11 protein-coding genes are annotated in these 13,722 nt (G+C 74.9%); 4 read left to right on the top strand and 7 right to left on the bottom strand.

The genetic code is table 11. From position 1 onward, the window contains the following. The first annotated feature begins 25 nt into the window (after positions 1-25). The 3 genes from OG332_RS12095 (at position 26) to OG332_RS12085 (ending at position 3,584) form a co-directional block, all read left to right on the top strand. Positions 26-1,006, top strand: a complete 981-nt coding sequence (locus tag OG332_RS12095; RefSeq protein ID WP_327413461.1) for a DsbA family protein — start codon at positions 26-28, stop codon at positions 1,004-1,006. An 87-nt stretch (positions 1,007-1,093) separates the two neighbouring features. Then, complete coding sequence (gene lgt, locus OG332_RS12090) at positions 1,094-2,089, top strand: prolipoprotein diacylglyceryl transferase (RefSeq protein ID WP_327419191.1); 996 nt, start codon at positions 1,094-1,096, stop codon at positions 2,087-2,089. Positions 2,090-2,198: 109 nt separating this feature from the next. Continuing rightward, positions 2,199-3,584 carry a glycosyl hydrolase family 28-related protein gene (locus tag OG332_RS12085; RefSeq protein WP_327413460.1) on the top strand — a complete coding sequence of 462 codons (1,386 nt, stop codon included), beginning with the start codon at positions 2,199-2,201 and terminating at the stop codon, positions 3,582-3,584. Here the strand turns inward: OG332_RS12085 and OG332_RS12080 are convergent. From OG332_RS12080 to OG332_RS12050, 7 genes are all read right to left on the bottom strand, one after another. After that, positions 3,574-4,389: an HpcH/HpaI aldolase/citrate lyase family protein gene (locus tag OG332_RS12080; protein WP_327413459.1), complete on the bottom strand. Its 816-nt coding sequence runs from the start codon at positions 4,387-4,389 to the stop codon at positions 3,574-3,576. The genes OG332_RS12085 and OG332_RS12080 overlap by 11 nt on opposite strands. After that, positions 4,386-5,561, bottom strand: a complete 1,176-nt coding sequence (locus OG332_RS12075; protein WP_327419190.1) for a CaiB/BaiF CoA transferase family protein — start codon at positions 5,559-5,561, stop codon at positions 4,386-4,388. Before OG332_RS12075 ends, OG332_RS12080 begins: the two co-directional genes overlap by 4 nt. Positions 5,562-5,674: 113 nt before the next feature. Further along, positions 5,675-6,676: a ribokinase gene (gene rbsK, locus OG332_RS12070; RefSeq protein WP_327413458.1), complete on the bottom strand. Its 1,002-nt coding sequence runs from the start codon at positions 6,674-6,676 to the stop codon at positions 5,675-5,677. Then, a complete protein-coding gene (locus tag OG332_RS12065) occupies positions 6,673-8,421 on the bottom strand; it encodes an ADP-ribosylglycohydrolase family protein (protein WP_327413457.1) in 1,749 nt (582 codons plus the stop codon). The genes rbsK and OG332_RS12065 overlap by 4 nt, the downstream gene beginning before the upstream one ends. Beyond that, positions 8,418-9,563 (bottom strand): ADP-ribosylglycohydrolase family protein, encoded by a 1,146-nt coding sequence (locus OG332_RS12060; protein WP_327413456.1) that lies wholly within the window; start codon positions 9,561-9,563, stop codon positions 8,418-8,420. Before OG332_RS12060 ends, OG332_RS12065 begins: the two co-directional genes overlap by 4 nt. Then, the gene (locus OG332_RS12055) at positions 9,560-10,984 is read right to left on the bottom strand and encodes an ADP-ribosylglycohydrolase family protein (RefSeq protein ID WP_442816346.1); all 1,425 of its coding nucleotides are present in this window, start codon (positions 10,982-10,984) and stop codon (positions 9,560-9,562) included. Before OG332_RS12055 ends, OG332_RS12060 begins: the two co-directional genes overlap by 4 nt. A 680-nt stretch (positions 10,985-11,664) precedes the next feature. Next, a complete protein-coding gene (locus OG332_RS12050; protein ID WP_383575509.1) occupies positions 11,665-12,651 on the bottom strand; it encodes an ADP-ribosylglycohydrolase family protein in 987 nt (328 codons plus the stop codon). A gap of 260 nt (positions 12,652-12,911) precedes the next feature. Between OG332_RS12050 and OG332_RS12045 the strand changes: the two genes are divergently transcribed. Beyond that, a complete protein-coding gene (locus OG332_RS12045; protein ID WP_327413454.1) occupies positions 12,912-13,643 on the top strand; it encodes a VIT1/CCC1 transporter family protein in 732 nt (243 codons plus the stop codon). Positions 13,644-13,722 lie beyond the last annotated feature (79 nt).

The raw sequence follows: 13,722 nt of genomic DNA, 5'->3' as shown, positions 1-13,722 counted from the left end.
GCCTCCCTGCTTCGTTTGGCCGAACGTGAGCGAGAAGAACGACGGTGCCAACCGCGATGCGACGAAACGATCGGCTCGGGAGCGACTCCAGGAGGAGCGCCAGCGGCAGAAGACCCGGGACAAGCGCCGACGGACCCTCATCGTGGCGTCGGCGGTGGTCGGCGTCCTCGGTCTGGCGACCGTCGTCGGCGTGATCGCGGCCAACACCGGCAAGAGCGGCGGCTCCAAGGCGGGCCCGGTGGTCGCCCCCTCCGGGGCCACCGGCAAGGACGCCCTCGCCATCCAGACGGGCAAGGCCGAGGCGAAGTCCACCCTCACCGTGTGGGAGGACTTCCGCTGCCCCGCCTGCAAGTCCTTCGAGGACAGCTACCGGAAGACGATCCACGAGCTGGAGGCCAAGGGCCTGCTCAAGGTCGACTACCACCTGGTCACGCTCATCGACGGGAACATGGGAGGCAGCGGTTCGCTGAAGGGTGCGAACGCGGCGGCCTGCGCCCAGGACGCCGGCAAGTTCACCGAGTACCACGACGTCCTCTTCCAGAACCAGCCGCAGGAGGTCGACGACGCCTACGGCAAGAACGAGAAGCTGCTGGAACTGGCGGGCCAGGTGAACGGGCTGGACACCCCCGCGTTCCGCAAGTGCGTCGAGGACGGCACCCACAACAGCTGGGTGGGCAAATCGCACGAGGCCTTCATCGCCGGGAAGTTCCGGGGCACCCCGACCGTGCTGCTGGACGGCAAGAACATCTTCGCCGACGAGGCCAATCCGGTGACCCCGCAGAAGCTGAAGGAGCAGGTGGAGGGGGCGGCCAAGGGCTCCGGCGCGACCGCGGCCGACAAGGACGCCGACAAGGACGCCGACAAGGGGGCCGACAAGGCGGCGGGGAAGGCCTCGCCGTCGGCGGGATCCGGGACGAAGGCCGGAGCGAAGGCCTCGCCGTCGGCCTCGAAGACGGCGTCGAACGGCTCCGCGAACCGCTCTTCGACCGGCTCCTCGGGGGACTGACCTCCGGCCGGTCCATGTCTGGATTTGGTTTCGTCTTGCCGGGCGGTTGCCGTAGGCACCGCCCGGCAGGGTAGCGTCATGTCTGCCATGGACCTTGCTTACATCCCCAGTCCGTCGACCGGCGTGATCCATCTCGGACCGATCCCGCTCCGCGGCTACGCGTTCTGCATCATCATCGGCGTCTTCGTCGCCGTCTGGCTCGGCAACCGTCGCTGGATCGCGCGCGGCGGCAAGCCGGGCACGGTCGCGGACATCGCCGTGTGGGCGGTGCCCTTCGGCCTGGTCGGCGGTCGCCTCTACCACGTGATCACCGACTACCAGCTGTACTTCGGCGAGGGCCGCAACTGGGTCGACGCCTTCAAGATCTGGGAGGGCGGCCTCGGCATCTGGGGCGCGATCGCGCTGGGCGCGGTGGGTGCCTGGATCGGCTGCCGGCTGCGCGGGATCCCGCTGCCGGCCTGGGCGGACGCCCTGGCCCCCGGCATCGCGCTGGCCCAGGCCTGCGGCCGCTGGGGCAACTGGTTCAACCAGGAGCTGTACGGCCGGGCCACCGACCTGCCGTGGGCGGTGGAGATCACCGCGGGCCCGAACCGCGACGCGGGCACCTACCACCCGACCTTCCTGTACGAGTCGCTGTGGTGCATCGGCGTCGCGCTGCTGGTCATCTGGGCCGACCGCCGCTTCACGCTCGGCCACGGACGGGCCTTCGCGCTGTACGTCGCCGCGTACTGCGTGGGCCGCGGCTGGATCGAGTACATGCGCGTCGACGAGGCGCACCACGTCCTGGGCGTGCGGCTGAACGTCTGGACCTCGATCGTGGTCTTCGTCCTGGCCGTGGTCTACCTGCTGCTGTCGGCGAGGCTGCGGCCGGGCCGGGAGACGGTGGTCGAACCGGATACGGCTGCGGATGTCTCCGGCGGCAAGGACGGTGACGCCGGGGCCAAGGACGCCGACGGCAAGAGCACCGAGGCCGAGGAAGCCGAGACCAAGGGAGCGGACGCCAAGGACGGCGAGGCGGGCCCGCCCAAGGCCGATCTGCGCAAGGCCGAGCCGGCCGAGGCCCCGGGGGCCGAGAAGGGCTGACCGGAAGAGTCACGAAGAGGGGTGCCGCGTACCGCGCGGCACCCCTCTTCGTCTGTCGGCGGCGACTGACATGATCATCTGCGATGGCCGTCGTCACGAGAGGGAGACCATGACCGAACAGTTGCCGAAGACCGCCCGCCGGGCCCTGCTGAGCGGAGCCGTGGCCGGACTGGCCGGAGCCGCGGTGATATCCGGCGGCGGGCCGGCCACCGCAGCGGGCACGGGCACGGGCACGGCCACGGGCACGGGCACGCTGGACTGGTTCGACGTGAAGGGCCACGGCGCGGTCGGCGACGGAGCCACCGACGACACCGCCGCCGTCCAGCGCGCACTCGACGCGGCAGCCGCCGTCGGTGGCGGCACCGTGTACTTCCCCGTCGGGAAGTACCTGGTCAAGCCGGCCGCAGGCGCCCCGGCCCTGGCCGTCAAGGCCGACGGCATCCGTCTCGTCGGCGCCGGGGCCAAGGCCGCCACCCTGGTCAAGGGCGGCGACGGCATCCTGCTGCGGATGTCCGGTACGGGGGCGGCCTACTCCACCGGCGCCACGCACCGCCGCCACTGCGCCGTGGAGAACCTCGGCTTCAACGGCAACCGCAAGACCGGTCTGCTGGTGGAGCTGTACTACAACAACAACTCCGCCTTCCGCGACGTCTTCATGTCGTCGAACAACGACATGTGCATCGACGCCGTGGAGTTCTGGGACTCCCGCCTCGCCAACCTGGTCATCGAGGACTGCACCGGCACCACCGGCAGCGCCACCCAGCCCAACATCTGGCTGCGCAACGCCTCCTCCGCCACCGAGGGCGCATGGGGCCACAGCAAGGACAACATCAACCAGATCCACTTCATCGGCTGCCGCCTGGAGGCCTTCGGCACCGGCGCGCTGTGGATCGGGCAGGGCGCGGTCACCACCAACAACCCCAACGGCATCTACCTCACGGACTGCAAGTTCGAGACCTCCCGGATGCAGGGCGGCCCGCACCTGAAGACCGACGCGGGCTGCAAGCACGTCTACGCGAACCACATCTACTGCTATGCGGGCGACTTCGCGGCCGGTACCCCGGCCACCGCGCGGAACATCATCAGCTGGGCAGCGAGCTCCAGCGCGCTGGAGAACGTGGTCATCGCCAACCGCGACCGGGCCACCGTCAACGCGGGCGTGGCCCTGTACTCGGGACCCGGGTCCACCGCCGTGCTGCGCAACGTCGTCGGGCTGTACGGCACCGCGCCCACCGGCACCCACATCTACTACGAGCAGTCCTCCACCGGCGACTTCCGGGTGGAGAACAGCTACGGCACCCTCGGCGCCCAGGCCACCGGCACGATCCCGGTCAAGAACGCGCCGAACCCGCCGCTGCGGCTGGTACCCGGCCCGGTCAGCGACGCCTCCTTCACCCGCCCGCCACTCGACGGCACCATGGCCGTGGATTCCGCCGACAAGAGGCTCTACGTCCGGGTCGGCGGCCAGTGGCTCTGGTCGGCGCTCAACGCGTGACCACCCGCCGCGACAGGGCCAGGGTGCGGTGGGCCGCCGCCACGACGGCCGGGTCCACGAACCGGCCGTCGGGCAGGGCCAGCGCACCCGGGGTGGCCCGGGCGGCGCTGAGGATCTCCTCGGCGGCCGTCACCTCCTCGGGCACCGGGAGGTAGGTCCGCTCGATCACCGGCAGCTGGCGCGGATGGATCGCCGCCCGCCCGAGGAAGCCGAGGGACCGGCCGCGGACGCACGAGGCGGCCAGCGCCTCCAGGTCCCGGATGTCCGGGAACACCGACTGCGCGGGGGGCGCCAGCCCCGCCGCACGGGCCGCGACCACCACCCGCGACCGGCACCAGTCCAGCCCGGTCTCCGCGCTGACGGCCAGATCGGCCCGCAGGTCCGCCTCGCCGAGGGAGAGCCCGCGCAGGGCGGGGTGCGCGCGGGCGATCTCGTACGCCCGCTCCACGCCCAGCGCCGACTCCAGCAGGGCGTGGAGCCCGACCCCGCCGGTGCGGTCGGCGATGGCGCCGATCTGCTCCGGGGCGCTGATCTTGGGCAGCCGCAGCCCGGCGAGCCCGCGCAGCCCGCCGAGCGCGTTGAGGTCGGCGCCGCCCCACGGGGAGTCCAGGGCGTTGACGCGGACGTACACGGGGACCGGGGGCCGCTCGCCGAGCAGTTCGGCGGTGGCGGCGCGGGCGTACTCCTTGCGGGAGACCGGTACCGCGTCCTCCAGGTCGACGATCACGGCGTCCGCCCCGCAGCCGAGGGCCTTGGCGACCACCGCGGGGCGGTCGCCGGGTGCGTACAGCCAGGTCAGGATCACAGGGCCCCCTCGGTCCGCAGCGCGGTGATCTCGGCCCGGGTCAGCCCGAGCTCGGTCAGGACCTCGTCGGTGTCCGCGCCGTGCGGGCGGCCGGCCCAGCGGATCCCGCCGGGGGTCTCGGACAGCCGGAAGAGGATGTTCTGCATCCGCAGCGGGCCCAGCTCCGGGTCCTCGATCTCGGTGACCGTGTCGAGGGCCGCGAACTGGGGGTCGGCCATCACGTCGCGGATGTCGTACACCAGGGCGACGGCCGCCTCGGCGTCCTCGAAGGCGGCGACGACCTCCTCGGCCTTGTGCCGGGCGATCCAGCCGCCGACCGCCTCGTCCAGGACGTCCGTGTGCCGGGCCCGACCGGCCCCGGTCGCGAACCAGGGCTCCGCGATCAGCTCCGGCCGGCCGACCAGCCGTACGACCCGCTCGGCGATGGACTGCGCGGAGGTGGACACGGCCAGCCAGCGGCCGTCGGCGCTGGGGTAGGTGTTGCGGGGGGCGTTGTTCGCGGAGCGGTTGCCGGTGCGGGGCTGGACGTAGCCGAGCTGGTCGTACCAGAGCGGGTGCGGGCCGAGCACGGTGAGGATCGGCTCGACGATGGCCAGGTCCACGACCTGGCCGTGCCCTGTGCGGTCGCGCCCGGCCAGGGCCGTCATCACGGCGTACGCGGTGGTCAGCGCGGCGATCGAGTCGGCGAGCCCGAAGGGCGGCAGGGTCGGCGGCCCGTCCGGTTCCCCGGTGATCGCGGCGAAACCGCTCATAGCCTCGGCCAGGGTGCCGAACCCCGGGCGGTGGGCGTACGGGCCCTGCTGGCCGAAGGCCGTCACGCGGGCCAGGACGAGGCGCGGGTTGGCGGCGGACAGCTCGGGCCAGCCGAGGCCCCACTTCTCCAGCGTGCCGGGGCGGAAGTTCTCGATGACCACGTCGGCGGTGGCCGCCAGCCGCAGCAGGGTGTCCCGGCCGCCCGGAGTGGACAGATCGAGGGTCATCGTCCGCTTGTTCCGGCCGAGCAGCTTCCACCACAGGCCGATCCCGTCCTTGGCGGGGCCGTGGCCGCGGGAGGGGTCGGGGATGCCGGGGTGCTCGACCTTGACGACCTCGGCGCCGAAGTCGCCGAGCAGGGTGGCGGCGAGCGGCCCGGCGAACAGGGTGGCCAGGTCGAGCACGCGCAGCCCGTCCAGCGGCCCCCGCCCCTGCCCTGGCCGGGCGTCGACCGGGGCGGCCTCGCTGCTGCGCCCGGGGCCCGCCACCGCTCCTGCCGTACCCGGCGCCGCGTCGGCGCTCACGCCGTGGCTCACGCGGTGGCTCCGGGGGCGGCCTCGGGCCCGTTCCCGGGTGTGCGGCCGGGGTGGGCAGGACCGGAGGGCCGGGCGGGGGGCCGGGCGGGTTCCGGATCCGGCCCGGCCAGGGCAGCGGCGGCGTCGGTTTCGGCGCGGGTCGGCATCGAGTCCTGGGCGCCGGGGCGCTGCACGGAGAGCGCGGCCGCCGTCGAGGCCCAGCGCAGGGCGTCGGGCATCGGCCGGCCCTCGCCCAGGGCCACGGCGAGGGCGCCGACGAAGGTGTCCCCGGCGGCCGTGGTGTCCACGGCCCGGACCCGCGGCGCGGGCACTGCGAGGGGCGCACGGCCGCGGGCGGCGTACAGGACTCCGGCTGCGCCGAGGGTGATCACCACCTCGGGCACGTCGCTCAGCAGGGCCTCGGCGGCCTGGCCGGGGTCGGTGAGGCCGGTGAGGGCGGCCGCCTCGTGCTCGTTCGGCACCAGGAGGTCGGTGGCGGCGAGGAGTTCGGGGGGCAGAGGCTGGGCCGGGGCCGGGGTGAGGACCGTACGGACGCCGTGCGCGCGGGCGGCGAGGGCGCCGGCGAGGACGGCGGTGAGGGGGAGTTCGAGCTGGAGGAGGAGGGAGTCGGCGGCCGCGATCCGGGAGTCGTCCCCCGCCTCCAGGCCGGTGACGCGGGCGTTGGCGCCGGGGATGACGATGATGCTGTTGGCGCCCTCGTCGTCCACGGTGATGTGGGCGGTGCCGCTGGCTCCCTCGACGGTGCGCAGGGCCGCGGTGTCGATCCCGTCGGCGGCGAGCGCGGAGCGCAGCCGCACGCCGAACTCGTCGGTCCCGACCGCGCCGATCATCACCACCTCCCCGCCGGAACGCGCGGCGGCGACGGCCTGGTTGGCGCCCTTGCCGCCGGGAACCGTGCGGAAGGACCGCCCGGTGACGGTCTCCCCGAGGCGCGGGGCCTTGGGGACGTAGGCGACGAGGTCCATGTTCGTACTGCCGAGCACGGCGATTGCCGTCATGAGCGTGCTGCCTCCTGTGCGGTGAGGTGGGCGAGGGTGTCGAAGCCGATGCCGTCGAAGCCGAGGACGGTGGTGGCGAGACGGTTCTTGAGGGGAGCGGTCCAGCGGTGCGGGAGGGCGCTGGGGGAGCCCGCGACCAGAGCGGCGAGGGCGCCGGCGGTGGCCCCGTTGGAGTCGGTGTCCCAGCCGCCGGACACGGCGCGGCAGACGGAGCGGGTGAAGTCCCCGTCGGCGTGGGTGAGGGCGGCCGCGATCAGGGCGGTGTTGGGGACGGCGTGGACCCAGTGGTAGTGCCCGAAGCGCGCGTGCAGCCGGTCGACGACGAGGTCGAAGTCCGCCTCGTCCGAGGCCGCCCGGATTCCGAGGCGGACGGCCTCGGCGAGGCGGGAGCGGGGCGGTACGACGGCCAGCCCGGCCCGGAGCGCGGTGTGGACGTCCGCCCGGCCGGTGGCGGCCTCGGCGGTGGCGGCCGCGATGAAGAGGGCGGCGTAGACGCCGTTGCCGGTGTGGGTCAGGACGGCGTCCCGGTACGCCTGTGCCGCGGCGGCGGCCGGGTCGCCGGGGTTGGTCCAGCCGTGGACGTCGGCGCGGATGAGGGCGCCGATCCATTCGCGGAAGGGGTTGTGGTGGGTGGCGGTGGCGGGCGGCTCCAGCCCGAGCAGGAGGTTGCGGTACGCGATGCGCTCGGCGGTGAAGGTCCGCCCGGCGGGCAGTTCGTCGAGCCAGAGGCGGGCGACGTCGGCGGTGGTGAAGCCCTTGCCGTGCCGCTGGAGCAGGAGCAGGCCGAGCAGGGGGTAGTTGAGGTCGTCGTCCTCGGGCATGCCGTCGATGTTCTCGGCGAGCGAGGTGCGGGCGGAGCGGCGGTTCCAGGGGTGCGCGGCCAGCACCTCCGGCGGTACGCCGCGTTCGCTGAACCAGTCGTTCAGCGGCCAGTTGCCGGTGGCGCGGGCCAGCGCCCGGACCCCCTCCAGGGGGAGCTTCTCGACGGGCTTGCCGAGCAGGCAGCCGACGGCCCGGCCCAGCCAGGCGGCTTCCAGCCGGGTCCGCAGGTCCTGTCCGGCCCCGGCGGGGTTCCCCTCTGCGGCTGGAGCGCCGGGGCGGCAGTCCGGCCGGTGTCCGGCCGGGTCCCGGGCCTGCCCGGTGGCCTGCGGCCGGCTCCGCGCATGGTGTGCGGCCCGGGCGGGGTGTTCTTCCGGGGTTGGGGTGGTGGGGGCGGGGTTCGGGGTGTTTCCGCTGCGGGCCCGGTCCTCCGGGGTGGTTTCGGGCTGGTCTTGCGCATGGTGTGCGGCCCGGGCGGGGTGTTCTTCCGGGGTTGGGGTGGTGGGGGCGGGGTCCGGGGTGTTTCCGCTGCGGGCCCGGCCCTCCGGGGTGGCTTCCGGCCGGTCCTGCGCATGGTGTGCGCCGGGCGCGGGTGTGCGGCGGGTGGCGGGTGGGGGCCAGTCCGGGCAGGCTGCGACGATCGCCCCCCAGGGCTGCGGCTCGGCGGCGGCCAGCGGGGACGTCTGCGCGGCGAGCTCGTCCAGCAGGCCGACCGCGAGGGCGCGGAGCTCCAGCGCCGCCGGGGTCGGGGAGGCGCCGGCGCGGTCCGGGGCCGGGCTGCCGCCCGCCGCCAGCCAGGCGCGCCGGGCGGGCTCCGGGTCCCGGCCGTCCTCGGCCGCCTGACGCAGCTCGTGCCCGACGAGGTCCTCGGGCTGGGCCCACGTGAGCCGGACGGAGTCCGGGGCGCAGGCCGCGGGCGCCTTCACCGCGGGGCCGAGATCGCGGTGAAGGCCGACTCGTGGGTCCGGCGGCGGGCCCGGTCGAGGGCGAAGACCTCGCGGGCCACGGCGGCCATCGCCAGCGCCGGTGCGTGCAGGTCGAGGCGGCTGGCCTCGGCGACCTGCTTGGCCCACACGGCCGGGACCACGGCCTCGCCGCCCAGGGCCCCGGCGATCGCCCCCGCCATGGTGGCGATGGAGTCGCAGTCCCGGCCGTAGTTGACCGCGCCGAGCACCGAGGCCTCGTACGCGCCGTCCGCGACCAGCAGCATCCCCAGCGCGACGGGGAGTTCCTCGATGGAGTGCAGCCGGGAGGGGCGGCGGGCGTCGAGCGAGGGGGCGCGGTAGTCCGGGCCGACCGAGTCGTACGGGGCCACCGCCGCCCGCAGCGGGGCCAGCGCCGACTCGAAGTCCCGGTGGGCGACGGCCACTTCGCGTACGGCGGAGATCGCGGCGCGCGTGCCGTCCTTGGCCAGGGACAGGGCCGTGTCCACCACCGAGGCGGCCGTCGCCCCGGGCACGCACGCGGCGGCCACCGCCGCCGCGAACACGCCCGCCGCCTCCCGTCCGTACGAGGACTGGTGCGCGCCGGCGATGTCGAGCGCCTCGGCGTACGCGCCCGCCGGGTTGCCCGCGTTGGCGAGGCCCACCGGCGCCATGTACATCGCGGCCCCGCAGTTGACGATGTTTCCGCTGCCGGCCTCGCGGGGGTCGACGTGCGCGTAGTGCAGCCGGGTCACGATCCACTTCTCGGCGAGGAAGATCCGCTGCAACGGCAGGGCCTCGGCCTCCAGTTCGGGGATCCAGCGGGGGTTGTTCATCAGGTCGGGGACCAGGTGCTCGGCGATCGCGTGGGAGTCGAGGTGGTCCCGTACGGCCTCGTAGACGCGGACCAGCGCGTGCGTCATCAGGGTGTCGTCCGTGACGTGTCCGTCGCCCTTGTGGTACGGGGCGATGGGGCGGGCCGTGCGCCAGTTCTCGTGCCACGGGCCGACGATGCCGTGCACGCGGCCGCCGTGCCGTTCCACGATCTGGTCCGGGGTCCAGCCCTCCACCGGGCCGCCGAGCGCGTCGCCGACGGCGGCCCCGACGAGAGCGCCGCAGGCCCGGTCCTCCAACGTGAGCGTCATGTCCGAATCATCCCTTGAGGTTTGGGTGAAGTGAGTTCCGTACGCGCCAGGAGCGAGGCGAGTTCCACGAGGTCGGTGCCGGCGAGGCGGGGGAGGGCGCAGCCGGACAGGGTGCGGCAGGCCTCGCGCCAGGCGGCGGGGATCGAATCGCCGCCGCCGAGCACGCCGGTGAGCGCGCCGGCGAGGGCGGGGGCGGAATCCGCGACGCGGGACAGACAGGCGGCCGCCGGGACGGCCTCGGTCACCCTGCCGCGGGCGGCGGTCGCGAGGGCGAGGGCCACGGGGACGGTCTCGGCGGCGGCGATCCCGTAGCTGTAGACGTGGTCCACGATCTCGTGTTCGAGGATGGGGACGATGGCGAAGGCGCCGCCGCCGTCCGTGCGGGTACGGGCGAGGTCCACGGCGTGGCGGGCGTTGCGGCCGATCTCGGTGGCCTCGGGGAGCTGGGCGAGGGCGGCCTCCACGGCGGCGTCGACGTCCGCGGTGGCGAGGGCGGTGGCGATGGCCGCGGCCATGGCGCGGGCGCCGTGGACGCCGTCGCCGTCCTGGGTGTAGCGGGCGTCGAACTCGGCGAGGTCGGCGGCGGCCCTCGCGTCGCCCGGGTGGACGACGGCGAGCACGCAGGCGCGGATGCAGGCGGCGTCGTCGAAGTAGTGCGGATTGTCGTGGCCGGTGGCGGGCGGGCGCAGGCCGGTGGCGAGGTTGCCGAGGCCGGCGCGGACGGAGATCCGGGCGCGGAGGGGGAGGACGGCGGACTCGACCTCGGGCGCGCGCTCCGCCGCCGCGGCGACCTCGGAGGCCAGGGCGTTCCACGCGAGGTCGATGGCGGCGCGCATGCGGCGGGACCGGGAGAGGTCGCTGAGCAGGACGCCGGCGGCGGTGAGCACGGACTCGGCCACGAAGGCGGCCCACTCGGCGTCGTCGGACGGGCCGAGGCGCAGGGGCTCGGGGGGCTGGTTGAGGGCGATGGGGACGGGGAGGGTGGTGGTGGCGTTCTGCTCGGCGAAGGTGTCGAGCTCGCGGGTGAGACGGCGGGTCCACTCGGGCATCCGGCTGGCGCGGTGGCGGGCCGCGGGCCACCCGGCCGCGTCGCCTGCGGCGAGCCCGAGGAGGAGCCCCTCGATCCGCCGGGCCCCGGCGGGGAGCTCGGCGGGTGCGGAGGCCGCCGGCCCGGCGGGCCGCTCGACGACCCGGACCCCGGCGATCCGGAGCCCCGGCCCCGCGCCGAGCACCCCGAAGGCCACATCACCGGCCCACCCGCGCGCCGCCCCGACCAGGGGTCCGCCTCCGCCCCCGGCCACGGCCAGGGGTCCGCCTCCGTCCCCGGCCACGGCCAGGGGTCCGCCTCCGTCCCCGGCCACGGCCAGGGGTCCGCCCCTGTCCCCGGCCACGGCCAGGGGTCCGCCTCCGCCCCCGGCCATGGCCAGGGGTCCGCCTCCGTCCCCGGCCACGGCCAGGGGTCCGCCTCCGTCCCCGGCCACGGCCAGGGGTCCGCCCCTGTCCCCGGCCACGGCCAGGGGTCCGCCTCCGCCCCCGGCCACCGCCAGGGGTCCGCCCCTGTCCCCGGCCACCGCCAAGGGCCCGCCCCCGCCCCCGGCCACCGCCAGGGCCCCGACCCCCGCTCCGGCCGCGGCCACGCCCCCGACCCGGGCCCCGGCCTGGCCTCCGGCGAGGGCTCGGCCCCCGGCCCCGGCTCCGCCTGCGGCCGCGGATGCGCGGGGATCCGGGTGCGGGCCGTCGGCGGGGGCGGAGATTTCCCCCACCCCGCCCCTTCCCGTAACCGGGTGCGGGCCCCCGGCCCCCCGGTTCCCGGTGTCCTCGGTCAGGGCTGCGTGCGTCTGGTGGCCGGGCTGTGGTTCTGCTGGTGCGGCCGGGTGCCGTTCCGGGTGGGGGCCCCTGGTCTCGTGGTTCCGGGTGTTCTGGGTCAGGGTTGTGTGCGGTGGGATGCCGGGCTCCGGTTCCGACCGCGCGGCCGGGCCCGCCGCGCGCGGTCCTGGGCCCGGAGTCCGTTCCGTCGGGCTCGGCGGTGGGGTGGGTGCCGGTGCCGCGGGCAGGGTGGCCGGTGGGAGGTGGGGTGGCTGCGGGGTGGGGTCCGGCGGCGTCATCGGGGGGCCTCGTATTCGGGGGTGAGGAGGTCCGCGATGTCGAGGACGTGGTAGCCCCGCATCGAGGGGAGGCAGCTGCCGCGGACCGGGCCGATGGCCGAGGACCAGGCGGCGGGGATCGCGGCGGCGCCCGACATCGCGCCGGACAGGGCGCCCGCCACCGCCGCCGTGGTGTCCGCGTCGCGGCCCATGTTGACCGCGGTCAGGACCGAGGAGGGGAAGTCGCCCCGGCACGCGGCGAAGGCGCCGAAGGCGAGGCCGACGGCCTCGGGCGCCAGGTCCGTCCACGGGTAGCCGCCGATGACCACCGCGGAGCGCACCGCCCGTTCCCCGCGCGGGGCGGCGGTGACCGCCCGGCGCAGGGAGCGGGCCGTCCAGGAGTCGGACGGGATGACGGAGAGGGCCGCGGAGACCACGGACGCCGGGCTGCCGCCGGCCATCGCCGCCGCCACGCCCGCCGCCACCGCCTGGCCGCCGTAGATGCCCTCGCCGTCGTGGCTGACCGTGCCGTCGATGGCGACCAGCCGGGCCGCTTCGGCGGGCCGGCCGGCCGCGAAGACGCCGAACGGCGCCGCCCGCATGGCGAGACCGTCCGACCACGCGTGCCGGTGCTGGGCGGAGATGGGGGCGGCCAGGCCCCGCCGGAGGTTTTCGAGGGTGCCGCGCTCCGAGAACCCGGCGCCGCGGAACGGGCCTTCGTCGAGGTCCGCGATCCAGTGGTGCCAGGCGCGTTCCACGTGGGAGACGGTGAGCGCAGAGCCGTGGCGGGCCAGCAGCAGCCCGGAGAAGATCGCGTACTCGGTGTCGTCCGTGCCCGCCGGGTCCTCCGACACGAAACCCTCGATGCGGCCCCATTTCGCCCGGATCTCCGACGGCTTCATGTTCTCCGCGGGGGCGCCCAGCGCGTCGCCCACCGCGAGCCCGAGAAGAGCGCCCCTGGCCCGTTCGAGGAGGACCTGCGGATTGCATGCAATCAGCTTCACCGGCTCCATGGCGCGCCTCTCCCACATTGGATGGGGCTCATCATGAGCCCTTGGGGGATTTGTGCCACGTCATGTGGTTTGTCGCTCGTCGCGAAACACCCCGCGAAGCCCGTCGTCACCCGGTCGCCGACCCACAAAACCGCAGGTAAGTACGGCCTTCCTTGCTGGCGGGCGGCAGAAATCGTGCGTAGTTTCGAGGTGTTCAGGGGGCGCGGGGTGTCTCGCGGCGCCCGTTCGCACAAATGGGGAGATATCTCGGCATGTCCATCATCGACATCGAAGCACCGCTGCACACCGCGCACCGGGACAACCACACCCACCGCGACGTCAACGGCGGATGGCTGCGCCCGGCCGTCTTCGGTGCCATGGACGGCCTCGTCTCCAACCTCGCCCTCATGACCGGCGTGGCCGGCGGCGCCGTCGCCCCGCAGACCGTCGTCATCACCGGACTGGCGGGCCTCGCGGCCGGCGCCTTCTCGATGGCGGCCGGCGAGTACACCTCCGTCGCCTCGCAGCGCGAGCTGGTCCTCGCGGAACTGGACGTAGAGCGGCAGCAGTTGCGCAAGCACCCGGCCGACGAGATGGAGGAGCTGGCCGAGCTCTACGTCTCCCGCGGGGTCGAGCCCATGCTCGCCCGCGAGGTCGCCATGCAGCTGTCCCGCGACCCCGAGCAGGCGCTGGAGATCCACGCCCGCGAGGAGCTCGGGATCGACCCCGACGACCTGCCCTCGCCGATCGTCGCCGCGGTCTCGTCCTTCGGCTCCTTCGCGCTGGGCGCGCTGCTCCCCGTACTGCCGTACCTGCTCGGCGCCACGGCCCTGTGGCCGGCGGTGCTGCTCGCACTGGCCGGGCTCTTCGCCTGCGGCGCGGTGGTCTCCCGGGTCACCGCCCGGTCCTGGTGGTACAGCGGCGTGCGCCAGCTCGTCCTGGGTGGCGCGGCCGCCGGTGTGACGTACATCCTGGGAACCTGGATCGGCGGAGCCATAGGCTGACCGGCCTTGCAGTGAGACACTATGCAGTGCACCACATAAGTAGTCCATTACCCGGCGGTTTCGATCCCGTGTCCGCCGG

Source organism: Streptomyces sp. NBC_01233, from assembly GCF_035989305.1.
Classification (GTDB): Bacteria; Actinomycetota; Actinomycetes; order Streptomycetales; family Streptomycetaceae; genus Streptomyces.
The sequence above is the reverse complement of the archived record's forward strand: the minus strand, read 5'-3'. Positions and strand labels throughout refer to the sequence as shown.

What these genes read in the sequence shown, in the direction of transcription:
- lgt (WP_327419191.1), top strand. Translation starts at nt 1,094, where the DNA reads ATGGACCTTGCTTACATCCCCAGTCCGTCGACCGGCGTGATCCATCTC.
- OG332_RS12085 (WP_327413460.1), top strand. Translation starts at nt 2,199, where the DNA reads ATGACCGAACAGTTGCCGAAGACCGCCCGCCGGGCCCTGCTGAGCGGA.
- rbsK (WP_327413458.1), bottom strand. Translation starts at nt 6,676, where the DNA reads ATGACGGCAATCGCCGTGCTCGGCAGTACGAACATGGACCTCGTCGCC.
- OG332_RS12060 (WP_327413456.1), bottom strand. Translation starts at nt 9,563, where the DNA reads ATGACGCTCACGTTGGAGGACCGGGCCTGCGGCGCTCTCGTCGGGGCC.
- OG332_RS12055 (WP_442816346.1), bottom strand. Translation starts at nt 10,984, where the DNA reads ATGGCCGGGGGCGGAGGCGGACCCCTGGCCGTGGCCGGGGACAGGGGC.
- OG332_RS12045 (WP_327413454.1), top strand. Translation starts at nt 12,912, where the DNA reads ATGTCCATCATCGACATCGAAGCACCGCTGCACACCGCGCACCGGGAC.